This window comes from Frateuria aurantia DSM 6220 (assembly GCF_000242255.2).
Taxonomy (GTDB): domain Bacteria; phylum Pseudomonadota; class Gammaproteobacteria; order Xanthomonadales; family Rhodanobacteraceae; genus Frateuria; species Frateuria aurantia.
In genome coordinates this window covers 180,273-205,433 of the sequence record NC_017033.1, presented here as the reverse complement: position 1 = coordinate 205,433, position 25,161 = coordinate 180,273, and the positions used below count along the sequence as shown (strand labels likewise).

Sequence of the window (25,161 nt, the reverse complement as noted above, 5' to 3'; positions counted from 1 at the left end):
TTTGCTGATGCCCTGCCATGTCCATGCTGTATCCCACCCCCTATGATGTGATCGTCATCGGCGGCGGCCACGCCGGTACCGAGGCGGCCCTGGCCGCGGCCCGCAGCGGTGCCCGCACCTTGCTGCTGACCCACAACATCGAGACCATCGGCCAGATGAGCTGCAATCCGGCCATCGGCGGCATCGGCAAGGGCCATCTGGTCAAGGAAATCGATGCCCTCGGCGGTGCCATGGCCCATGCCGCCGACCGGGCCGGCATCCAGTGGCGGACCCTGAACGCCTCCAAAGGACCGGCGGTGCGGGCCACCCGCTGCCAGGCCGACCGGGACCTTTACAAGGCCGCGATCCGCGCCATCGTCGAGGGGCAGCCGAACCTGGATCTGTTCCAGCAGGCGGTGGACGATCTGGTGATCGAGCACGGCCAGGTTCGCGGCGTGATCACCCAGATGGGTCTGCGTTTCGCGACCCGGCGGGTGGTGCTGACCGCCGGAACTTTTCTGGCCGGCAAGATCCATATCGGCCCGGCCCAGTATGCCGGCGGCCGCGCCGGTGATCCGCCGGCCACCACCCTGGCGCAGCGACTGCGCGAACTGCCGGTGGCTGCCGAGCGGCTGAAGACCGGCACGCCACCGCGGATCGCCCGGGACAGCATCGATTTCAGCCAGCTGGAAGAGCAGCCCGGCGACCAGCCAATGCCGGTGTTCTCCTATCTGGGCTCGCAGGCGGAACATCCGCGTCAGGTCAGCTGCTGGATCGCCCATACCAGCGAACACACCCATCAGCTGATCCGTGACGGTCTGGACCGCTCGCCGCTGTATACCGGCCAGATCGAAGGGACGGGCCCGCGCTACTGCCCGTCGATCGAGGACAAGGTGGTGCGCTTTGCCGACAAGAGCTCGCACCAGATCTTTATCGAGCCGGAGGGCCTCAATACCCGTGAGATCTACCCCAACGGTATTTCCACCTCCCTGCCCTTCGATGTGCAGCTGGCTCTGGTGCGCTCGATCAAAGGCTTCGAGCAGGCCCATATCACCCGCCCGGGCTATGCCATCGAATACGATTATTTCGATCCGCGCGGCCTGCAGCCCTGGCTGGAAACCCGGGCCATCGAAGGCCTCTACTTCGCCGGCCAGATCAATGGCACCACCGGTTACGAGGAAGCCGCGGCGCAGGGCCTGCTGGCCGGCCTCAATGCCGCCCGCGCCAGCCGCGACGAAGCCCCCTGGTATCCCGGACGCGACGAGGCCTATCTGGGCGTGCTGGTCGATGACCTGACCAGCAACGGCACCCTGGAGCCCTACCGCATGTTCACCTCGCGGGCCGAATACCGGCTGCATCTGCGCGAGGACAATGCCGATCTGCGACTGACCGCGATCGGATATCGTCTGGGAGTGGTGCCCGAAGCCCGCTACCAGGCCTTGCAGGCCAAGCAGGAGGCCATCGAGCGCGAAAGCGCGCGGCTGCGCGGGCTGTGGGCCTCGCCCGGCAATGCGCTTGGCGCGGAACTGGCCGAACATCTGGATCTGACCGTCAGCCGCGAGACCCATGCCCTGGACCTGCTGCGTCGTCCCGGCATCGGCTATCGCCAGCTGGCCGGAGTGCCCGGCATCCAGGCCCCGGTCCTGGATCCGGCCGTGACCGAACAGGTCGAAGTCCAGATCAAATATGCCGGCTACCTGGAACGCCAGCGCGAGGAAATCGAGCGCCAGCGGCGCCATGAAACCACCGCGATTCCGCCCGGTTTCGACTATGAAGCCGTGCGGGGCCTGTCCGCCGAGGTGCTGCTGAAGCTGAAGCAGGCGATGCCGGCCACCGTGGGCCAGGCCTCGCGGATCGGCGGCGTGACCCCGGCCGCAATCTCTCTGCTGCTGGTGCATCTGAAGCGACGCAGTGCCGCCTGAAATCGTCCGAAGCAGCACCGCCTGACCGGCCTCCCCGACGGCAATCGATGCCCCTGCGGCATCCATGTACACTGGAGGCATTGATGATGACGAGTCCGGAGTGCGTTTGATGGAAGTTTGGATTGGCCGCGATGGCGAGCGCCACGGTCCCTACCAGGAAGCGGATATCCGCGACTGGCTGCGTACCGGCCAGGTCAGCCCCGATGACCTGGCCTGGCATGAAGGCATGCGCGACTGGCAGAGCCTGCGCAGCCTGTTCCCGGCCGATGTGCCGGCCACCGCGTCGGTGCCTTCACCTCCGCCACCTACGGCAGACACCCCGGCCACGGGCAGCCCAGCCGCCATCGACCTGGCCGGCTTCTGGCATCGTTTCGCGGCCTGGCTGCTGGACAACATCGTGCTTGTCGTCCCCAATCTGATGGTGTTCTACAGCATGCATGCCGATCGGGCCATGCAGACCTGGATTGCCCTGATCAAGTCCCAGGGCTCGTTCGCCGGCGCCGTGGCCGACCCGGCCTCGAATGCCGTGATGTCGCAGCTGCAAGCCGTCTCGGCCGTCTGCATCATCATCGGTTTCATCTATTACACGGCGATGGAAGGTTCGCGCTGGCAGGCCACCCTGGGCAAGCTGGCGGTAGGTCTCAAAGTCACCGACCTCAAGGGTCAGCGTCTGAGCTGGCGCCGTGCCGCCGTCCGCAATGCGGTGCGACTGCTGAACATGGTCGGCGGCCTCAGCCTGCTGCCGCTGGTGTGCTATGTCCCGGTGGCATGGACAAGACTGCACCAAGGGCTGCACGACATGCTGGCCAGCGCCTTGGTGGTCTGCGGTCGCGCCTCGGCCGAAGCTTCCGTCGAACCGGCCGCCGATCGCGATCCCGACCTCTGAGTCTCTCCCGCCAGGCCGCCGCGGCGGCCTGGCCCGACCCAGGCGCGCGAGCTGTTTCGCCGCCGTTTTGGAAGCTGCAACCGTTATGCCCATGCCCAGTATCGAACAACGCATCGCCAAGGATATCGCCGCCCGTCCCGAACAGGTCGCGGCCGCGGTGGAACTGATCGATGGCGGCGCCACCGTGCCCTTCATCGCCCGCTATCGCAAGGAAGTCACCGGCGGTCTGGATGACACGCAGCTGCGGACCCTGGAAGAGCGCCTGCGCTATCTGCGCGAACTGGAAGACCGTCGGGGCACGATTCTTGCCAGCATCGAGGAACAGGGCAAGCTCCATGACGACTTGAAGGCCGATCTGCTGGCCGCCGACACCAAGGCCAGGCTGGAAGATCTGTACCTGCCCTACAAGCCCAGGCGCCGCACCAAGGCCCAGATCGCCCGCGAGGCCGGCCTCGAGCCGCTGGCCGAAACCCTGCGTCAGGACCCTTCGCAGACGCCGGAAGCGGTCGCCGGGAAGTTCATCGACGCCGACAAGGGCATCGCCGACGTCAAGGCCGCGCTGGACGGGGCTCGCGCGATCCTGATGGAAACCATTGCCGAGGATGCCGCTCTGGTCGGCGAGCTGCGCGACTGGCTGTGGGCCAAGGGCCAGATCCGCGCCAAGGTGGTGGCTGGCAAGGAACAGGCCGGGGCCAAGTTCAGCGATTACTTCGACCATGCCGAGGCGATCGGCAAGATTCCCTCGCACCGGCTGCTGGCCCTGATGCGAGCCCGCAACGAAGGTATCATCGATCTGGAGCTGAGCCCCACGGCCGATCCCGACCAGGGCCATGTGGAAGGTGAAGGCCGGGTCGCCGCCCATGCTGGCATCCGCGATCAGGGCCGCCCTGCCGATGCCTGGCTGCGCGAGACGGTGCGCCTGACCTGGCGGGCCAAACTGCATCTGCACCTGACCCTGGACTTGTTCGGCCGCGTGCGCGAAGGCGCCGAGGACGAGGCCATCCGGGTCTTCGGCGACAATCTCAAGGATCTGCTGCTGGCCGCGCCGGCCGGGGCACGTACCGTGATGGGACTCGATCCTGGTATCCGTACCGGCGTCAAGGTGGCCGTGGTCGATGCCACCGGCAAACTTCTGGCCACCACCACCATCTATCCTCACGAGCCACGCAAGCAGTGGAAGGAATCCCTGGCCGCGCTGAGCACCCTGTGCCGCGAGCATCAGGTTGATCTGATCGCGATCGGCAACGGCACCGCCTCGCGCGAAACCGACAAGCTGGCCGGGGAACTGATCCGCCAGCTGGACGACCGCAAGCCGGCCAAGATCGTGGTCAGCGAAGCCGGGGCCTCGGTGTACTCCGCTTCGGAACTCGCCGCCAGGGAATTTCCCGGCCTGGATGTCTCGCTGCGTGGCGCGGTCTCGATTGCCCGCCGGTTGCAGGACCCCCTGGCCGAGCTGGTCAAGATCGAACCCAAGGCCATCGGCGTCGGCCAATACCAGCATGATGTCAATCAGGTGAAGCTGGCACGCGCCCTGGATTCCCGGGTCGAAGACTGCGTGAATGCCGTCGGCGTGGACGTCAATACGGCTTCTGCCGCCCTGCTCAGCCGGGTTGCCGGTCTCAGCGCCGGTGTCGCCGAAAACGTGGTCAAGCATCGCGACAGCCATGGTCGCTTCACCAACCGCAGGGCCTTGCTGAAGGTCTCTCGGCTGGGCGACAAGGCTTTCGAGCAGTCCGCCGGCTTTCTGCGCATTCTGGACGGCGACCAGCCGCTGGATGCCAGCGCGGTGCACCCGGAAGCCTATCCGGTGGTGGAGCGGATCCTGGCCCAAAGCGGCCGGACGGTGCAGTCCATCATCGGCGACAGCTCGTTCCTGCGCGGCCTGCAGCCTGAATCTCTGACCGATGAGCGCTTCGGCCTGCCTACCATCCGCGATATCCTGCGCGAGCTGGAGAAGCCCGGCCGCGATCCGCGTCCGGCCTTCGTCGCCCCCAGCTTCGCCGATGGCGTGGAAGATCTGAAAGACCTGAAGACAGGCATGGTGCTTGAAGGCCGGGTCACCAATGTGGCCGCGTTCGGCGCCTTCGTCGACATCGGCGTGCATCAGGACGGTCTGGTCCACGTTTCTGCCCTCTCGCACGGTTTCGTCAAGGATCCGCGCGATGCGGTCAAGGCCGGTGACATCGTCAAGGTCAAGGTGATGGAAGTGGACCTGCCGCGCAAGCGGATCGGCCTGAGCATGCGCCTGGATGACGAACCCGGCCAGGCAAAGCCAGGCAAGGCCCAGCCCCAGGACGGCAACCGTGCACGGGGCGGCAAGCCCCGCCAGGACAATGCCTCGCGCGGCAAGAACCCGCCGCGTCAGAACGGCGGCGGATCGACCAGCCCGGCCAACAGTGCTTTTGCCGATGCCATGGCGCGTGCCCTGAAACGCTGACACTGCAGTGCAGCTTGTGTTTCCCCGGGGGCGTGATCATGATCGCGCCCCTTTGCATGGGGAGCGACATGACAAGCACTCGACTTCTGCAGGCGGCGGCATACTGCCTCGGCCTGGGCAGCCTGGCCTGCGCCCACGCCTCGGGCTTCGACCGGATGGTCAGCTTCGGCGACAGCCTGAGCGACAACGGCAATATTTCGTCACTGCTGTTTCCCGGCGGCCCCGTCATGCGCTTCACCACCAATCCCGGCGAAGTGGCAGTGGAGCATATTGCCGACCATTACGGCCTGTCACTGAAGCCTTCCAGCCAGGGAGGCACCGACTACGCCTGGGGTGGCGCCGAGTCTGCCAGCACCGGGAGTTTCCTCGGCCTCAGTCTGCCTTCCAGCGCCAGCCAGATCGAAACCTATCTGACCGCGCAGCAGGGTCATGCCGCCCCCCGCGCCCTGTATACCGTGTGGATCGGGGCCAATGACCTGTTCGCCGAACTGCAGAGCAGCAGCAGCACCTTGACCACCCGCGCCGCCGCAGCGGCCACGGCCAGCGCCACAGGCAGCCAGCTGGCCACTCTGCAACATGCAGGGGCCCGCTACGTCGTGGTGTTCAACCTGCCTGATCTGGGCGCCACTCCGGCCTATCTGGGAAGTGCCCAGGCGACTCAGGCAACCGCCACCAGCCAGGCCTACAACCAACAGTTGAACCAGGCCGTCAGCCACATGGGCAATGGCATCATTCCGGTCAACGTCTATGCCTTGCTCAATCAGGTGATGGCCGACCCGGCCCGTTACGGCTTCGGCAATGTGTCCCAACCGGCCTGTACGACCAGCTCGTCGATTCTCTGCTCGGCGGCAACCCTGGTCAGCCCGGCCGCGTCCAGCAACTATCTGTTCGCCGACTCGGTGCACCCGACCACGGCCGCTCATGCCTTGCTGGCCGAAGCCGTACTGTCGGAACTGGCAGCACCGGCCCAGATATCCCTGCTCCGCGAAGCACCGCTGGCTTCGATCCAGGCCCAGAACCAAGTGCTCTCCCAGCAGATGCTGAATGACCGGTTCGGCGCCTCGACCCGAGCCTTCGCCGCCGTCAGTTATACCGATCAGCACTTCAACGGTGGTTCGGCACCGGCCGGCGCCAGCCATGACAGTCAATTGAGCCTCGGTACCGACGCCCGCATCAACGACCGGTTTTCCGTCGGTCTGGCCTTGGGTGCCAGCCAGAACAATGCCTCGCTGGGTTCGGCCGGCGGCTACCGCTTGCGCGATGTCAGCGGCAGCGGCTATGCCTTCTACCATGCCGGCGGCGGCTATCTGGGCGCCTTCGCAAGCGCCGGCCAATTGAATTTCAGCCAGATCGACCGTCGCTTCAATCTGGGCACGGCCAGCGTGAGCGAAACCGGCAGTACCCATGGCTCGCACCTGGGTACGGGTCTGCAAGGCGGCTGGATCTTCGGCTCCGGTGCCATCACCCACGGCCCGGTCGCCGGCATCGAATGGGATTCGATACATGTCGACGGCTATCGTGAAACCGGGCGCGACGCCACCTCGATGTGGTTCGCCAGCCAGCAGCGGCTGGCGCTGATCAGCCATACCGGCTGGCGCCTGCAGGGCTCCGTGCAGGCCGGTCCGGTGCGGCTAGACCCCATGCTTGAAATCGACTGGAACCATGACAGCCGGGCGCGGCCGGATGCCGTGACGGCGGGCCTCGACAGTCTGGCCGGGCATTTCACTCTCGATGGCTTTGCGCCCGACCGCAACTGGTTCAGCGGCCGGATCGGACTTCGCGCGCAATTCAGCCCGCGGCTGCAGGCATGGCTTGGCTACAGCGGTCGCGTCGCGGATCGCAGCCAGCGCATGAACAGCTACGACCTCGGCCTGAAATTCACCCTGTGACGGGGCCTGAGGCCTGATCGATCGACATTGCGGCCTCTTCCACCGGCGGCAGGCAGCTCATGACCTCATGCACCGTGCTGAGACCCGCGACTACCTGCCTGGCGGCCGCGATCCGCAGTGGCTTCAGGCCTCCGGCCCGTGCGACGGCTGCGATCCGGCCCAGCTCCATGCCGGCCGTGATCCTGGCGCGCAGCGTCGCCCCGATCGGCAGCATTTCGTAAATGCCGACGCGGCCGAGAAATCCGGTCTGACGACACTCGATGCAAGCGCCCGGTGCCTGGACCTGCTCCGGACAGGGCAGATCCCAGCCGGCGGTCAAGGCCGCCCATTCAGCCGGATCCTGGCGGGCAGGCCGCTTGCAATGCGGGCACAGAACCCGGATCAGACGCTGCGCAACCACTCCGGCCAGGGTCGACTGGATCAGATAATGCGGCACGCCCAGATCCAGCAGCCGGGTCACTGCGCTGGGCGCATCATTGGTATGCAGGGTGGACAAGACCAGATGGCCGGTCAGTGCCGCCTGGACGGCCATCTGCGCCGTTTCCAGATCACGGATCTCGCCGACCATGATGATGTCAGGATCCTGCCGCAGCAAGGTCCTGACCCCGGCGGCGAAATCCAGATCGATCGCCGGCTGGACCTGCATCTGGTTGAGCTCCGGCACCACCATCTCGATCGGATCCTCGACCGTGCAGACATTGATTTCCGGCCGGGCCAGGCGTTTCAAGGTGGAATACAAGGTGGTGGTCTTGCCCGAACCCGTGGGTCCGGTCACCAGCACGATGCCGTGCGGTCGCCCGATCAACTGTTCCCAGATCGCCTGCTCCTCGGGGGAAAAGCCGAGCTGGCCGAAATCCTTCATCACCACATCGGGATCAAAGACCCGCATCACCAGCTTTTCGCCAAAAGCCGTCGGCATGCTGGAAATCCGCAGTTCCACCTCGCGAGCGCCGCCGGAACGGGTCTTGATCCGGCCGTCCTGCGGCCGGCGTTTTTCGGCGACATCCATGCGCGCCAGAATCTTGACCCGTGATGTGACCGCCATCATCACCGGTGGTGGCAGTTCGAAGACCTGCTGCATCACGCCGTCGATACGAAAGCGGACCCGGCCGGCCTCACGGCGCGGTTCCAGATGCAGGTCCGAGGCCCGCTGCTCGAAAGCGTATTGCAGCAACCAGTCGACAATATGCACCACATGCCGGTCATCGGCACCGACTTCGCCCGACTTGCCCAGCTCCAGCAACTGCTCGAAGTTCGGCAATGCGTTCGGAGCAGCGCTCGCCTTGGACTCCCTGGCCATCTGGATCGAACGCTGGACCTGGTAGAACTCGAGCTGGTAACGCTGGATATCCAGCGGGTTGGCCACTACCCGCCTGACTTCGCGCCGCAGCATCTGGGCCAGATCATCGGCCCAGACTTGATCGAAAGGCTCGGCCGTGGCAAAAACCAGTGCCTCGCGATCCGCCGCCACCGGCAGAATCCCATGCTTGCCGGCATAGGCCTGGCTGACCGACTGGGTCGCCTCCGGCGTGATCTTCATCGGATCAATCCGCAGATAAGGCAGGCCCGCCCGGCCCGCCAGCCACTCCGTCAGCGTTTCCAGACCCAGACTGCGCAAGGGATCATGCGCATCCGGCAGATGGGCCCGGGCCAGCAGCACCAGAGGATGAACCTCGGGGCTCGCCCCGTCCCGTCGTACATGGGACAGCCGCGCCGCATCTTCCGGGCGCACCAGACCATCGGCCACAAGGGCCGCCAGCAGACCGGGCAGCTGCAGCCGGCCACGACTGTCGCTCAATCCGGTCGTGCGAGACAAACTGGGTATCAAGACCAGCTCCTGTGGTGACGGGGCAGCCCACCATACAACACCCTCGCCGGACACAAGCCGCACGGCAAACCTGACCGCACCGGATGGCGACGCTATACTGTGATCTTTATGCCTGACCCACGGAATCCCATGTCCGCGCTCACCTTCCAGGACATCATCCAGACCTTGAACCGCTACTGGGCGGCACAAGGCTGCGTGCTGCTGCAGCCGCTCGACCTTGAGGTCGGAGCCGGCACCTTCCATCCCGCCACCTTCCTGCGCTCGCTCGGTCCCGAGCCCTGGGCCGCCGCCTATGTGCAGCCCTCGCGCCGGCCGACGGATGGTCGCTACGGCCAGAATCCGAATCGCCTGCAGCATTATTACCAGTACCAGGTGGTGCTCAAGCCCAATCCCGAGAACATTCTGGAGCTGTACACCGAATCGCTGAAGGAACTGGGCATCGATCCGCTGGTGCATGACCTGCGCTTTGTCGAGGACAACTGGGAGTCGCCGACCCTGGGTGCCTGGGGTCTGGGCTGGGAAGTCTGGCTCAACGGCATGGAAGTGACCCAGTTCACCTATTTCCAGCAGGCCGGCGGCCTGGAATGCCGCCCGGTCACCGGCGAGATCACCTATGGTCTGGAACGTCTGGCGATGTATCTGCAGAACGTCGACAACGTCTACGATCTGGTGTGGACCCGCGGCCCGCATGGCGTGGTGACCTACGGCGACGTGTTCCACCAGAACGAAGTCGAACAGAGCACCTACAACTTCGAGCATGCCGACGTCGAAGCCCTGCTGCAGTGGTTCGATACCTGCGAGGCCACCGCCAACCGCCTGATCGAAGCCAGCCTGCCGCTGCCGGCCTACGAACAGGTGATGAAGGCCAGCCATACCTTCAACCTGCTCGATGCCCGCCGCGCGATCAGCGTCACCGAGCGTCAGCGCTATATCCTGCGGGTCCGCACCCTGGCCCGCCTGGTCGCCGAAACCTATGTCGCCCAGCGCGAAAAGCTGGGTTTCCCCGGCCTGAAGAAGTCCAAGGAGCAGGCCGCATGAGCCACGCCAAACCGCTGTTGATCGAACTGGGAACCGAAGAGCTGCCGCCGAAGGCGCTGGACACCCTGGCCAAGGCCTTTTTCGACGGCATCATCGCCGGCCTGAAGCAGCAAGCCTTCGGCATCGCCGAGGAGGATCAGGGTCGGTCCGCCCGCCATTTCTGCTCGCCGCGCCGACTGGCCGTGTACCTGCCCTGGGTAACGACCGAACAGCCGACCATCGAATCCGAAGTGCTGGGCCCCGCCGTCAATGTGGGCCTGGATGCCGATGGCCAGCCGACCCAGGCCTTGCGTGGTTTCGCCACCAAGAACGGGGTGGCGCCGGAGCAGCTGGAACGGATCGTCACCGACAAGGGCGAACGCTTCGTCCATCGCAGCACCCGCCCCGGCCAGCCGCTGGCCAACCTGCTGCCGCAGATCGTCGAGGACGCCCTGAAGGGCCTGCCGGTACCGCGCCCGATGCGCTGGTCCGACCATGACTACAGCTTCGTGCGCCCGGCGCACTGGCTGGTCATGCTGCATGGCGAAACCGTCATCCCGGCCAGCCTGCTGGGTCTGGAAAGCGGGCGGCTCTCCCGCGGGCATCGCTTCATGCATCCGCAAGCCGTCAGCATCGATTCGGCCGACAGCTGGCTGGAACAGCTGCGAGGCGCCAAGGTGCTGGCCGATCCAGTCCAGCGTCGCCAACGTGTCAGCGAGCAGGTCAGCGCTGCCGGCAAGACCAGTGGCGGTCAGCCGCGACTGTCCGACGAGCTGCTGGACGAAATCGCCAACCTCACCGAATGGCCAGTGGCCGTGGCCTGCGCCTTTGACCGCGAATTCCTGGAAGTACCGGCCGAAGCCCTGGTCACCACCATGGAGACCAATCAGAAGTTCGTGCCGACCTTCGATGCCGACAGCGGACGCCTGAGCGAACACTTCATCGGGGTAGCCAATATCGAGAGCCGTGATCCGGCCGAGATCCGAAAGGGTTACGAACGGGTGATACGCCCCCGTTTTGCCGATGCCAAGTTCTTCTGGGACGAGGACCTGAAAACGCCGCTGACCGGTTACCAGCCGGCACTGGCCAAGGTCACCTACCAGCAGTCGCTGGGCAGCCTGTGGGACAAGACCGTGCGTGTCGCCGAGCTGGCCCGCATCATCGCAGGCCGCAGCGGCGTCGATGCCGGCGCGGCCACCCGCGCCGCCTCGCTCAGCAAATGCGACCTGCTGACCCGCATGGTCGGCGAATTCCCCGAGCTGCAGGGCGTGATGGGCCGCTACTACGCCCAGCATCATGGCGAGAGCCGCGAAGTCGCGCTGGCACTGGATGAACATTACCGCCCCCGCTTCGCCGGCGACGCCATCGCCAGCGACCGCATCGGTCAGATCCTGGCCGTCGCCGACCGGCTGGACACTCTGGCCGGCATTTTCGCCGTCGGCCTGAAGCCCAGCGGCAACAAGGATCCCTTCGCCCTGCGCCGTGCCGCACTGGGCCTGGCTCGCACCCTGATCGAAAGCGGCCTGGTCATCGATCTGCCGGCCACCTTGATCGAGGCGCTGGAGCTGATTCCCGAAGCGGCCCTGATCGCTGGCCTCAAGCCCGCCAAGGGCAAGCCCCAAGCCGAAGTCGTCGCCTTGGATGCAGGCGCCCGCCGCCAGACTCTGGCCGGCGAGCTCTTCGACTTCGTACAGGAGCGCCTGCGCGGCTATTACGCCGACCAGGGCTTCAGCACCGCCGCCTTTGATGCCGTATTGGCGGTGCGCAGCCCCGATCTGGTCGACTTCGACCGCCGTCTGCGTGCCATCTCGGGCTTTGCCGGCAGTCCGGCCGCAGCCAGTCTGATCGCGGCACAGAAGCGGGTCAGCAATATCCTGCGCAAGAGCACCGAGACGGAAGATGGCCAGCAAGACCGGCCCGGCTCCCATGCCATCCGGCCCGAGCTGTTCGAGAGCCCCGCCGAGGCGGCCCTGGCCGATATCCTGGACAAGCTGAGCCGCGACAATAGCGAGCGCCTGCGCCAGGCCGACTATGTCGGAGTGCTGGAACGACTGGCCCTGCTGCAGGGTCCGGTCGATGGCTTCTTCGACGAAGTCATGGTCAATGCCGAAAACCCGGCCGTACGCGCCAACCGCCTGGCGCTGCTGGAAAGCCTGCAGCAACAGCTGCTGGCCGTGGCTGATATCAGCCGACTGTAAACGGACGCTTCGCCGCCATCAGGCCGGATCCTGCGAGGGATCCGGCCTTTTTCGTGCCTGTGACCACAGGATCCTGATACGACCTGCAGGCAGATGCCCGATACAACCCCATGGGATGGCCCGGAATCCGATATGCAGAGGCGAACCCTTTCCGACATGCACCGTGCCACGGCAGAGCGTTCCTCGCCCGTAAAAGCTTGGCGGATCGATCGCCTGGAGCCCTCTATTCGAACACCTTGGTCTAACCGGCCTGAAAACGAAATATTCATGGTGGCTACCGACACGGCAAAGGCCCACACGACTGCCCTTCCAAGACCCTGGCGTCATATTCTTGCGTTATCACGTAATGATCACAGATTAATCGCAACTTGTTGACATCCACCCTTCGATGTCGCAATTTATTGATGTGCGACATGCGGTAAAAGACAGACATCCGAAATGTCGCCACGTTCGGAGCGCATCGCAGAGAAAGATATGGCCGGCTTGGGAGGGGTCCCTGGCCGTACAGAGAGATGTCGACGAAATTCCATGCCCTTCACACGAACAGCATGTGATCGGATGCATCGGCGAGATCAAGGGGGCCGACAGGCGAACGGCAAATCCGGAGCCGACGTCGGCATTGAAACGACTTTGGGGAGATATCCACGCAATGAATTCCACAGCGCCCCGTCCGCCATTGCGGGCACTGAAGCTGAGCCTGCTTTCGAGCACGGTTGCCACCCTGCTCTGCAGCAGCGGCAGTCTGTTTGCGCAGAGCACATCGGGCGACATCGCCGGTACAGCTGCCTTTGAACCTGGTGAGACCGTCAGGGCAACCAATACCGACAACGGTGTCAGTCGTGAAATAAAGATCGGTGAAGACGGACGTTTTCACTTCTCAGCTCTGCCTATCGGTCATTACCAAATCACACTGCAGAATGGGGCGCAAACGATCAAGACCGTTCGGCTCGACGTGGTAGCCGGACAGACCATTCCCGTATCGCTACTGGTCCAGTCGGGTACGGCCTCCAACGGCAATGCCAAGAATCTGGATACTGTGACGGTCACCGGCAGTTCGGTGCCCAGCATCGATGTCAGCAGCGTCGAGACCCGGACCACCTTCACTGCCGAAAGACTCAACTCCCTTCCGATTCCGCGGGATGTCACCGATGTGGCCCTGCTGACGCCCGGCACGGTGCGTGGCAGTGGCAATTTCGGAAACCTGGCCTCTTTTGGCGGCTCATCCGTTGCCGAGAACAGCTATTACGTCAACGGCTTCAATACCACCAATCTCTTCAACAGCCTGTCCTTCTCCGAAGTGCCCTATCAGGCCATCGACCAGATCGATATCCAGACCGGCGGCTATGGCGCGCAGTATGGCTATTCCACCGGTGGCGTGACCAGCGTCAATATCAAGCATGGCACCAATGAATGGAAGGGTGGTCTGAGCTACGTCACCGCCCCCAATGCATGGCGCTCCCATTACGGCGATGTTGTCGCCAAGAATGGCAATATCCTCTACAACAATCGGCACAATACCGATACCGACAACGTCTATACGGCATGGCTGGGTGGTCCGCTGATCAAGGACAAGCTGTTCATCTTCATGCTGGGTCAGTTCGAGCGTGAGACCAGCACGACCCTGGGTCAGAACAGCAACTATGCACTGTCCAGCAGCGGCGCCAGCACATCCAAGTCCAATCGCACCACCCAGGACAGCCCATACTGGGTGGTGAAACTGGACTGGAACATCAACGACCGCAACCACTTTGAATATACCGGCTTCAACAATACCCAGAAGTCGCAGAACAACTATTACGGAACCCAGTACGAAAGCAATTCCGAAGCCAGTCTTGGGAGCTTTGCCGGTACCCGCAACTACAAGACCGGCGGTCAGACCAATATCTTCAAGTACACCAGCTACATCACCGACGACCTGACCCTGTCGGCACAATACGGTCAATTGAAGAGTGCGAATTCGGCCAGCTATGTCTCTCCCGACGGGACCGTCTCGCGTTACAACGGCGACATCGATACCGATGCCGGAACCTGCCCTTATGTGGCCTACAACAATCGATATACAGGCCCTCGCTATACGGGCTGCTCGGTCACCAGCTCACTTGGACTCTATGGCGGTGAAGACACCCGAAAATCGTGGCGAGTCGACCTGGACTGGCGCATCGGCGATCATGATATCGGCGTGGGCTGGGATGACGAGCGCTGGAAGTCACAGAGCGGCCAGAGCTACTCGGGCGGCCATTACTATCTCTATTATCCCAACAACCGCGTCTATGACATCATCTTCAAGACCGGAGGCAATCTTGGCATCCGCCAGAAGGCCGCCTACCTCGAAGATCACTGGCAGGTATCGGACCGAGTGATGCTGTATGGCGGACTGCGTTACGACGGGTTCTCCAACTACAACTCGTCAGGTCAGATCTACGTCAAGCAAGCCAATATTTGGCAGCCACGTGTTGGCGTGTCATGGGATGTACTGGGTGACCAGAGCTGGAAGGTATTCGCCAATGCAGGTCGATATTCGCTGCCGATCGCAGCCAATGTGGCCTTGCGTGCGGCCAGTGCTTCCTATTACCTGCAGAATCTCTACAGCTATACCGGCATCGACACCACAACCGGTGCTCCGCAGGGCATGAAACTGATCAGCCCTTATGTCATCAACGGCGAGAACGGTTCCGCCCCAAATGCCAAGTCGGTAGCAGACAAGAATCTGAAGCCTTATACCCAGGATGAGTTCATCCTGGGCTTCCAACATCAGATCCACAGTGACAATGCCTTCCTCGACAACTGGACGGTGGGTACCCGTGCCATTTACCGCAAGCTGCGCACGGCGATTGACGATACCTGCGACTGGCGTCCGTTCTACAATCAGGCGGTATCACTGGGTCTGGACACCTCGGGTCAGGATCAGTGGGATGTGCCCGAAGGAGTCCCTGGCTGCTTTATCTACAATCCCGGCAGCTCGCTGTCACTGGATGTGGACCTGGATGGCAGCGGTACCCAGCGCAACGTGACCATACCTGGCAATCAGCTGGGCAAGAAGGCCAGCCGCCAATATGAAGGAGTGGAGTTCACGGCCGAAAAGAGCACCGAGCACTTCTACATCAATGCCTCCTATACCTGGTCGCGCAGCTTCGGCAATACCGAGGGTCTGGTACGCTCGGATATCGGCCAGGCCGATACGGGTACCACCGAGGATTTCGATTTCCCCGAAATCATGTATGGTGCGGGTGGCTACCTGTCCAATGACCGTCGACACAGCCTGAAGGTCTATGGCGGCTGGAAAATCACCCCCGAATGGTCAGCGGGCGTGAATTTGCTGATCCAGTCGGGCACGCCCATCAGCTGCCTGGGTGGCGGCTACGGCACTTTTGATACCGAGTACGGATACAGCGGTGGCTTCCACTACTGCAATGGCAAGATCAGCTCGGTCGGTACATCGGGCCGTACGCCATGGACTTATACCCTCAGTCCCAACGTGATCTACAAGCCGCAGTGGGCACATGGCTTGAATTTCACTCTCTCTGTACTGAATCTGCTCAACAACCGACAGAAGACTCAGGTCTACCAGACAGGTGAGAGCCTGTCCAGCAACGGAACCAACACTACCTACTACGCTACCACCTACAAGGTGGGCGAGTACTTCAACCAGCCGCGTTATATCAGGCTGCAAGTGCAATACGACTTCACTCTCTGAGGCTGACAAGATCAACCGTCAAGGCACTCATTCCCAACGGGATGAGTGCCTTGACGTGTTTATGGCGATAACCAAATAAATCAGATCGGTTCTTGAAGGCGTCGCATATTTGATCGCAATCGAAGCAGACACGATCCTAGACAAGGATGGGCGGGATCGCGACTGGGCTCTGACGACAACTGGATGACATCCATATATAAAGAACTCTAAACCTCTATACGTTCATTCATATTTTTCCAGGTTATTCAGCGCCATAATGCCACCGCGCCAAACCTGCTCAAGCTATTGGAGGCATCATCTTCATGATGCCAAATACCACTGCTCGAGCATTCTGCCTCAGACAGGCTTCAAGCAGCTGCTGACTAGTCTTTCTCACTTCGTCCAGTCCCAATTAGCTTGGCGGTGGCAGGTTTCCGCGATTGCACTGCAACAGCCAAGGTCTTGATGTGATGACGTGTCGTGCCGGTCGGTCATGCTGCAGCCTGCCGGCCTGATCCAGGCTATGTCGATCAGTACCTCCCGCCCATATCCACCCTCGATATGAAGCAGATCAGAGACGATATCGACCTCCGGGCTATGGGCGCGGATTTCCAGCTCGCCAGTGGTGGTCATGTCGATCACCACCGCACGGATGGATTCGACGACACCGCCGAACGGCCGTGCAAAAATGACTCGGGAGACTCCGTTTGAATGACCGTAGCCCTGCCAGCGGCAGTTTTGACTGATCAGATCAGCTAGGACCATGACATAGCAATGGCCTTGGTGCAGAGCAAACTCGTCCATCGCCAGAAATGAAATCGCCGTCATCCTCAGGTTGCGAGGCAGTCACACTCCATGACCGCCTTCTGCAGACCAGATGACCCGCTCAAGCTGATAGCCACCCCGATCACTCAATATCCCGATACTCTTGCGATCCTGCACCATCCTAGCCCCGAAGCCGCCCCGATCATGGCACTCTCAATAAGGCGACTGATCCTCCGGTCTCGACAGTGAGCCATGATGTGAGCTTTTTGCGCCCTGCCAAGGGTCATGGATCCCGGCTGCCATACCGCACCTGAGCGTACCCTCCAGACCCGCCATGGCAGGCCCCTCCTCCTGGGCGGACATTGCCGCTTGCCACTTTCATGACAGGGTCAGGCAAAACCCGGTCCCGGCCTTCACAAAATATCCACTGGCCCTGATGCGATCATCACTTTCTTGCGACTTATTTCGCAAGAACGTGATTGCATGTTCATAAGAAAACAGGGGCTCGTCATCATGAATTCAAGGGAAGACAGATTGGCGCATGTCGTGCGCCGCGCTCTGGCTTGGGGACTGGCATTCGCCAGCATCCAGGCCATGGCCCAATCCGACAGCGATGACAAGGAGAAGCAGCAGGCCAAGCAGTTGAAAGCCGTGCAGGTCACCGGTTCGGCCATCCGCAGTGTCGACTACGAGAACGCCCAGCCGGTGTTCACCATGACGGCGACCGATATCAAGAAGACCGGTCTGACCAATGTCGGCGACATTCTGCAGCAGATGCCGATCTCGGGTGCCCAAGGCTTCAGCAAGGCCGCAGTCCTGAACTCGGGCAAGGAGCAAGGCGGCCAGTATGTCAACCTGTACAACCTGGGCGAGCAGCGGACCCTGGTGCTGGTCAACGGCAAGCGCTGGACCACCAGCCTGTCCGGCCTGGCCGATATCTCGACCATACCGGTCGCCCTGATTGATCATATCGACGTGCTGCAGGACGGCGCTTCGCCGATCTACGGTTCGGATGCGGTCTCGGGCGTGGTCAATATCATCCTGAAAGATCATTTCAACGGCGCCCAGCTCGATACCCAGATCGGCATGAACCAGGGCGGCGATGCGGCTACCGAGATGGCCAGCTTCACGGTGGGCACCACCACCAGGAAGGCCTCGATCATCTTCAATGCCAACTTCAACCGTACCACCGCGGTTTGGGCCAACAGCCGTCGCTGGACCGATTCCGCGACGGGGCCCAACCATGTTTACGACGGTACCAGCGCGATCGGTCCCTGGGGCAAGTATCAGGACCCGCGCGACACATCCAGGACACCGCCGTTCTATACCCAGAACCATACCGGCGGCTATGATGGCAATGGGGTGGCCCAGCCCGGATTCCATGAGGGTGTGAATCCTTCGGACCGCTACAATTCAGCCCAGCAGATGATGCTGCAGCAGCCAACCGAACTGCGTTCGCTGTTCACTTCGGCGGCCTACAACTTCACCGACAATCTGCGCTTTCATGCCACCGGCATGTATGCCGAGCGCGAAAGCGACCAGACCATCGCCGGCATGCCGCTGCAGTCCACCACCCAGGCCGGCTATCCGGTCTATATCTCGGCCGACAGCATCTACAATCCGCTGGTCGAACAGGGAGTCGCCGGCCAGGACATCACCTCCTGGAACCGCCGCATCACCGAGCTGCGGCGCCAGACGCATACCGATGCCAAGAGTTACCACTTCGATGTCGGCCTTGACGGCGACTTTGAACTGAACAACCACGACTGGCACTGGGACGCAGGAGTCAATTACAACAAATGGGATGCCACCAGCCGCGGCAGCGGCAATATCAATCTGATCAATCTGAAGAAGGCGCTGGGTCCCTCCTTCATCAATGCCCAGGGGGTGGCCCAATGCGGGACCTCGGCCGATCCCATCAGCCTGTCCTCCTGCGTGCCCTTCAATATCCTGGCCGGCCCCGGTGCGACCGGCAATGAGGCGGCTCTGAACTATATCAATGCACGCACCCTGAGCCGACAGTCCAGCGAGGTGAAACAGTACACGGCCAATATCGGCGGCGGCCTGTTCAATCTGCCGGCCGGTGAGGTGCAGTTCGCTTTCGGTTTCGAGCATCGAGACCTGTCCGGTTACGACCAGCCCGACTCGATGTCCAGCGCCGGCTACACCAGCGATCTGGCTGCGCAGCCCACCGATGGCGGCTATCACGCCAACGAGTTCTATGGCGAATTGAACATCCCGGTGCTGGCCGATCTGCCGGGTGCAAAGAAGTTCGACATCGATATCCAGAGCCGCTACTCCGATTACAGTGGCGATATAGGCTCGATGTTTCGTACCAAATATTCGTTCGTCTACCAGCCGTTCAATGATCTGATGTTCCGTGGCACGTATGCTCAGGGCATGCGTGCACCGGCCTTGATGGATACCTTCGGTGGCGGTTCGCAGACCTTCAGCGGCTATACCGACCCCTGCGATGTCGATTACGGCTCGACCAGCAATCCCAAGGTTGCCGCCGCCTGCCGTGCCGCAGGCCTGGGCAGCGATTTCCACCAGACCGATGCCAATGGCAATGCGGTCACCACCACCAATGCCCAGCCGCCCTCCGCTTATCTCAGCGGCGTCGGCAATGCCGGCCTGAAGCCTGAAACCAGCATCAGCCGAAGTCTGGGCCTGGTCTACAGCCCCAGCTATATCCAGGGACTGAACTTCAATGTGGATTTCTACAGCATCCGCATCGACAACATGATCACCACGCTGTCGGCCAGCACTATCCTGAGCCAGTGCTATGAAACCGGCGCCTACTGCGATCGTTTCAGTCGCGATCAGAACACTGGCCAGGTCGTGGATATGCAGGCCGGCAATACCAATCTGGGCTGGATGTCGACTTCGGGCTACCAGTTCGGCTTCACCTACAATATTCCGCAATTCACTGTCGCCGGTGCCGATATCGGCCGCTTCCAGGTCGGCATGAATGCCAACTATCTGCAGTCGTTCAAACAGCAAGCCACCCCGGATTCGGATGTGGTCAGCTATATCGGCCAATGGAGCTATCCGCGCTTCCGCGGCAACCTGGGCATCAACTGGAACCGCGGGGACTGGTCGGCGCAGTGGGATTTCCGCTACTACGGCTCCAGCCGCGATGTCTGCAACTACGATACCGAATGCAGCAATCCGGACTACTTCAACAACAGTTGGGGCTCCGATGGCTACAACCACAAGGGCTCGATCACCTATCAGGATCTGAACATCGCCTGGGCGGCACCATGGAACAGCTCGATTTCCTTCGGGATCCGCAACCTGTTCAACCGCAAGCCGCCAGTGAACTATTCGGTCGGCAACTCCAGTGCCGCTCCGTACGATCCGGCCTACGACATCGATCGTTACTTCTACCTGCAGTACTCGCAGAAGTTCTGATCGAACCGATGATCCATCGCGGATGATCCCGAAGGCTCCGGCGCCAAGCGCCGGAGCCTTCTTGTATCGGCATCTCGATGAGGTGCCAGAGACTACCAAGAGAAAATGATCATGAAGATGAGGCAGGCGCTGATCGGCGCCATCGCATATGCCATGGTGGCCGCGCTGCCGCTGCAGGCCAAGGCCAACGACACCTTGGCCGCCCAAATGGGAAAGGCTCGGTTCCATGCCGCCGGCCTGGATCAGTTGTCTCCCGCCCAGCTCGATGTACTGCAGGGCTGGCTGGCCCGTCACACCCGGCCGTTGCCGGTCGTGGTCGCGCCATCACAGGCCAGATCGGCCCGCCTGGCCGCCGCCGGCGGTATGGTCGAAGGTCAGCAGGGCGGTCTGGTCAGCGGCGATATCGCGGGTGATGGCGAGAACAAAAAGAAAAATGCCGCCATCGACAGCCGGATTGCCGGCCTGTTCAAAGGCTGGGGTCCGGGCAGCATCATCGCGCTGGCCAACGGCCAGCGCTGGCGCGTGATCGATGACAGCCGCCTGCAGATCGGCAAGCCATTGAACTCGCCACCCGTACATATCGCCAAATCGCTGTTCGGCACCTGGACGCTGCGCGTCAAGGGCTACAACACCCGGGCACGGCTTGAGCCCGTGAACTGAACATCAGCAAGGCGGATCGAGCGCGGGATGCCTAGAGCTCGCCATGATGGACAGGCTGATCAGCATCGTGGCTGCCGGCCAGATCCGGGCTTCGCCAAGGAGTACGCGCTTCCGCAAGTGGTCCCCCGGGGGCCTGCCCGTCGCCTGGAGCGCTTGAGACATCAGCAACTCCAACGTCATCCGCCCGTACAAACAGCCTGACGAGTACCCGGCTGCCACTTCACCTTGCACAAGGCGCCACCGCAGATGACGTGCGATGCAGACCTCTTATGCTTGCGCAATGATGACATCGAATGCGGTCATGGTCTGCAGGAATCCCCATTTCCAACGATCTGACAACGCAGCGATGTGCGACATGCCTTGTGGCAACGGAACTGGCCGCTTCAAGCCGCCCATCCGCAATCTAAAGAAAACATCAGATATGATCGCACTATCATGCGGATAGTGAAGTTTTTGACAAGTTCAAAGCAAGATCTTATTGACATTATTCCGGGGCGTCCCGTATTTTTACGAAACGTTAACTGAGACTGAGTCCGAGACGGACCTTCTCACGGTCAGCAACACAAAAAAAAGACCGTGCCGTTCGTAAATTTTACTGGGGGACTACCACGCATGAATTTCAGGGAAAACAGACTGGCGCTGGCCGTTCGCGGTGCCGTGGCCTTCGGCCTGGCGATCGCCGCCGGAAGCGCGATGGCGCAGTCGACGACGAATGACAACAACGCTGACCAGGGCCAGGCCAAGCAGCTGAAGGCTGTCCAGGTCACGGGCTCTGCCATTCGCAGCGTTGACTACGAAAACGCCCAGCCGGTGTTCACGATGAGCTCGGCCGATATCAAGAAGACCGGTCTGACCAATGTCGGCGATCTGCTGGCCAATCTGCCCATCGCCGGTACCCAGAATTTCAGCAAGGCGAGCACGCTGACTTCGAACAAGGAACAGGGCGGCCAGTACGTCAACCTGTACAACCTTGGCGAACAGCGCACTCTGGTATTGGTCAACGGCAAGCGCTGGATGACCAGCCTGTCCGGCCTGACCGACCTGTCGACCATCCCGGTCGCCCTGATCGATCATATCGACGTGCTGCAGGACGGCTCCTCGCCGATCTACGGTTCGGATGCCGTCTCCGGCGTGGTCAATATCATCCTGAAAGATCATTTCAACGGTGCCCAGCTGGATACCCAGATCGGCATGAATCAGGGTGGTGACGGTTCCACCGAGATGGCCAGCTTCACGGTGGGCACCGCCTCCAAGAAAGGCTCGATCATTTTCAATGCCAACTACAACCGCACCACTCCGGTGTGGGCGAAGGATCGCAGCTGGACCAACTCCATGTTCGGTCCCAACCATGTCGAAGACGGTCTGAGCGCGACCGGTCCCTGGGGCCGCTTCAGCCAGAACGGCACCACTTACGTGTTGAACCATACCGGCAACTACACCGGCAATGGCGTGGGTGCGGACTCCTCGAGTCTGGCCAACTACCACCAGGGTGTCGGCGCCAACGACTATTACAACTCGACCCAGCAGATGATGCTGCAGCAGCCCACCGAGCTGCGTTCGCTGTTCACCTCGGGCACCTACAATTTCACGGACAACTTCCGGTTCAAGGCAACCGGCATGTACTCCGAGCGTGATACCAACGACACCATTGCCGGCATGCCGCTGCAGGCGGGCACCCAGCCCAACTACCCGGTGTCGATCTCGGCGGACAGCGTCTACAACCCGACCGGCCAGGATATCACCTCCTGGTACCGCCGCATCACCGAGCTGCAGCGCCAGACCCGTACCAGCGCAAAGAGCTTCCATTTCGATGCCTCGCTTGAAGGCGAGTTCGAGCTGAACAGCCATGACTGGCATTGGGACACCGGCTTCAACTACAACAAGTGGGATGCCAGCAGCCAGGGTTCGGGCAATATCAACCTGGTCGCGCTGAAAAATGCTCTGGGCCCGTCCTTCATCAACAGTGCCGGTGTCGCTCAGTGCGGTACCGCCGCCGATCCGATCGCGCTGGGCACCAGCCTGTCAGCAGGCCAGTGCACGCCGTTCAATATCCTGGGTGGCCCATCGGCCTCGAACAGCGCAGCACTGTCCTACATCAATGCGCTGACCCAGAGCAGCCAGGAAAGTCTGGTGAAGCAGTACACCGCCAATATCGGCGGCGGCCTGTTCAACCTGCCCTACGGTGAAGTGCAGATCGCCTTCGGTTTCGAGCATCGCGATGTCTCCGGCTATGACCGTCCGGATTCATCTTCCAGCCTGGGCCTGACCAGCGATCTGGCCGCCATGCCGACCAGCGGTTCGTATCACACCAACGAAGTCTATGGTGAATTGAATATCCCGGTGCTGGCTGACCTGCCGGGTGCCAAGAAGCTGAACCTTGATATCCAGAGCCGGTTCTCCGACTACAGTGCCGGTATCGGCTCCACCGTGCGGACCAAGTACCAGTTCGTCTATCAGCCCTTCAACGACCTGATGTTCCGCGGTACCTTTGCGCAGGGCTTCCGTGCACCGACGCTGATGGATACCTTCGGCGGTGGCTCGCAGAGCTTCGATTACTATACCGACCCCTGCGATGCCAAGTTCGGCAGCACCAGCGATGCACGTGTGGCCGCAGCCTGTCATGCAGCCGGTCTGTCCAGCACCTTCCGCCAGACCGACTCGGCCGGCAATCCCGTCACGGCTCCCAATACGCAGAGCAACACGCCGTTCCAGAACGGGGTCGGCAACTCCAGCCTGAAGCCTGAAACCAGCATCACCCGCAGCCTGGGCCTGGTCTACAGCCCCAGCTGGTTGCCGGGTCTGAATTTCAATGTGGATTTCTACAGCATCCGCATCGACAACATGATCTCGGCGGTGGGTGCCAACTACATCCTCAACCAGTGCTACCAGCAGAGCAGCCAGGCCTATTGCGACCGCATCACCCGTGATACGACCACCGGCCAGGTGACCAATGTTCAGGAAGGCAATGCCAACCTGGGCTGGATGTCGACCTCCGGCTACCAGTTCGGCTTCCAGTACAACGTGCCGAAGTTCGACGTGGCTGGCCGTGACATCGGCCGTTTCCAGGTCACCCTGGACGGCAACTACCTGCAGTCGTTCAAGCAGCAGTCCTCGCCGGATTCCGACGTGGTCAGCTATGTCGGTCAGTGGAATTATTCGCGCTTCCGGGGCACCTTGGGCGTGAACTGGAGCAAGGGTGACTGGACCGCCGGATGGGATGCCCGCTACTACGGTTCCTTCCGTGACCAGTGCTGGAACACCGACCCGGCCGAAGAGTGCAGCAATCCCACCTATACCAATGGCAGCTGGGGTTATGACGGCTACAACCACAAGGGCGCCATTGTCTATCAGGACATGAACATGTCCTGGGCGGCACCGTGGAATGCCTCGATCTCCTTCGGCATCCGCAACCTGTTCGCCCGCAAGCCCCCGGTGACCTACTCGGTCGGCAATTCCAGTGCCGCCTACTACGACCCGATGCTGGACCTGGATCGTTACTTCTTCCTGCAGTACTCGCAGAAGTTCTGATCGAACCGATGATCCATCGCGGATGATCCCGAAGGCTCCGGCGCCAAGCGCCGGAGCCTTCTTGTATCGGCATCTCGATGAGGTGCCAGAGACTACCAAGAGAAGATGATCATGAAGATGAGGCAGGCGCTGATCGGCGCCATCGCATATGCCATGGTGGCCGCGCTGCCGCTGCAGGCCAAGGCCAACGACACCTTGGCCGCCCAAATGGGAAAGGCTCGGTTCCATGCCGCCGGCCTGGATCAGTTGTCTCCCGCCCAGCTCGATGTACTGCAGGACTGGCTGGCCCGTCACACCCGGCCGTTGCCGGTCGTGGTCGCGCCATCACAGGCCAGATCGGCCCGCCTGGCCGCCGCCGGCGGTATGGTCGAAGGTCAGCAGGGCGGTCTGGTCAGCGGCGATATCGCGGGTGATGGCGAGAACAAAAGAAAAATGCCGCCATCGACAGCCGGATTGCCGGCCTGTTCGAAGGCTGGGGTCCGGGCAGCATCATCGTGCTGGCCAACGGCCAGCGCTGGCGCGTGATCGATGACAGCCGCCTGCAGATCGGCAAGCCATTGAACTCGCCACCCGTACATATCGCCAAATCGCTGTTCGGCACCTGGACGCTGCGCGTCAAGGGCTACAACACCCGGGCCCGGCTTGAGCCCGTGAACTGAACATCAGCAGAAGCCTGTCGATTGCAGCGATCCGTACTGTTCCTGCAATCGGCATCCGGCTTGCTTTCGTACCGGATCACAACAACTCGTAAGCACCACTTGCCGACATGCTCCGAGGCCACTCGGCCACGCACGTCGACTGACAGCCGCACGCCCATACCTCGCACCTGAAGCCGCACCGGATGTGTTTGCGCCACGCATTCATCATGGAATCTTCGATGTCTTGTGCAGCATGGATGTCCAAACGTCGACATATCCCATGATGCTGAATATCAAGCCGTCTTTTCAGAGCCAGCAAAGGCTTGC

Annotated in this window: 14 protein-coding genes; 12 read left to right on the top strand and 2 right to left on the bottom strand. The window is 61.9% G+C overall.

Annotated elements, in window-relative coordinates; all coding sequences use genetic code 11:
* Positions 1–23: 23 nt before the first annotated feature.
* The 4 genes from mnmG to FRAAU_RS00805 all read left to right on the top strand — a co-directional run bounded on the left by mnmG (position 24) and on the right by FRAAU_RS00805 (position 7,113).
* A complete protein-coding gene (gene mnmG, locus FRAAU_RS00820) occupies positions 24–1,901 on the top strand; it encodes a tRNA uridine-5-carboxymethylaminomethyl(34) synthesis enzyme MnmG (RefSeq protein WP_041270685.1) in 1,878 nt (625 codons plus the stop codon).
* A 109-nt stretch (positions 1,902–2,010) separates the two neighbouring features.
* Positions 2,011–2,787 (top strand): RDD family protein, encoded by a 777-nt coding sequence (locus FRAAU_RS00815; RefSeq protein ID WP_014401667.1) that lies wholly within the window; start codon positions 2,011–2,013, stop codon positions 2,785–2,787.
* Between the two features lie 91 nt (positions 2,788–2,878).
* Positions 2,879–5,224 (top strand): Tex family protein, encoded by a 2,346-nt coding sequence (locus tag FRAAU_RS00810; RefSeq protein WP_014401666.1) that lies wholly within the window; start codon positions 2,879–2,881, stop codon positions 5,222–5,224.
* Positions 5,225–5,292: 68 nt separating this feature from the next.
* The gene (locus FRAAU_RS00805) at positions 5,293–7,113 is read left to right on the top strand and encodes an autotransporter outer membrane beta-barrel domain-containing protein (protein WP_014401665.1); all 1,821 of its coding nucleotides are present in this window, start codon (positions 5,293–5,295) and stop codon (positions 7,111–7,113) included.
* Here the strand turns inward: FRAAU_RS00805 and FRAAU_RS00800 are convergent.
* On the bottom strand, positions 7,103–8,938 hold the full coding sequence (locus FRAAU_RS00800; protein ID WP_245546461.1) for a GspE/PulE family protein: 1,836 nt from the start codon (positions 8,936–8,938) through the stop codon (positions 7,103–7,105). The two genes, FRAAU_RS00805 and FRAAU_RS00800, sit on opposite strands and share 11 nt — an antisense overlap.
* Before the next feature lie 132 nt (positions 8,939–9,070).
* On the opposite strand from FRAAU_RS00800, the gene glyQ reads away from it, so the two are divergent.
* From glyQ to FRAAU_RS16275, 3 genes are all read left to right on the top strand, one after another.
* Entirely contained in the window at positions 9,071–9,979 is a 909-nt protein-coding gene (gene glyQ, locus FRAAU_RS00795; protein ID WP_014401663.1) for a glycine--tRNA ligase subunit alpha, read from the top strand.
* A complete protein-coding gene (glyS, locus tag FRAAU_RS00790; protein WP_014401662.1) occupies positions 9,976–12,156 on the top strand; it encodes a glycine--tRNA ligase subunit beta in 2,181 nt (726 codons plus the stop codon). The genes glyQ and glyS overlap by 4 nt, the downstream gene beginning before the upstream one ends.
* A gap of 649 nt (positions 12,157–12,805) precedes the next feature.
* The gene (locus tag FRAAU_RS16275) at positions 12,806–15,850 is read left to right on the top strand and encodes a TonB-dependent receptor (protein WP_014401661.1); all 3,045 of its coding nucleotides are present in this window, start codon (positions 12,806–12,808) and stop codon (positions 15,848–15,850) included.
* Positions 15,851–16,222: 372 nt separating this feature from the next.
* Here the strand turns inward: FRAAU_RS16275 and FRAAU_RS00780 are convergent, their stop codons facing one another.
* On the bottom strand, positions 16,223–16,657 hold the full coding sequence (locus FRAAU_RS00780; protein ID WP_052317753.1) for a transposase: 435 nt from the start codon (positions 16,655–16,657) through the stop codon (positions 16,223–16,225).
* 450 nt (positions 16,658–17,107) lie between these two features.
* Between FRAAU_RS00780 and FRAAU_RS00775 the strand changes: the two genes are divergently transcribed.
* The 5 genes from FRAAU_RS00775 (at position 17,108) to FRAAU_RS17060 (ending at position 24,855) form a co-directional block, all read left to right on the top strand.
* Positions 17,108–20,008: a TonB-dependent receptor domain-containing protein gene (locus FRAAU_RS00775; protein WP_014401660.1), complete on the top strand. Its 2,901-nt coding sequence runs from the start codon at positions 17,108–17,110 to the stop codon at positions 20,006–20,008.
* Between the two features lie 111 nt (positions 20,009–20,119).
* Entirely contained in the window at positions 20,120–20,668 is a 549-nt protein-coding gene (locus tag FRAAU_RS00770; RefSeq protein ID WP_014401659.1) for a hypothetical protein, read from the top strand.
* Between the two features lie 612 nt (positions 20,669–21,280).
* Positions 21,281–24,196, top strand: coding sequence for a TonB-dependent receptor domain-containing protein (locus FRAAU_RS00765; RefSeq protein WP_014401657.1), 2,916 nt, complete (start codon positions 21,281–21,283; stop codon positions 24,194–24,196).
* 111 nt (positions 24,197–24,307) lie between these two features.
* The gene (locus FRAAU_RS00760) at positions 24,308–24,721 is read left to right on the top strand and encodes a hypothetical protein (protein ID WP_014401656.1); all 414 of its coding nucleotides are present in this window, start codon (positions 24,308–24,310) and stop codon (positions 24,719–24,721) included.
* Positions 24,691–24,855, top strand: a complete 165-nt coding sequence (locus FRAAU_RS17060) for a hypothetical protein (RefSeq protein WP_156803289.1) — start codon at positions 24,691–24,693, stop codon at positions 24,853–24,855. Before FRAAU_RS00760 ends, FRAAU_RS17060 begins: the two co-directional genes overlap by 31 nt.
* The last annotated feature ends 306 nt before the right edge of the window (positions 24,856–25,161 follow it).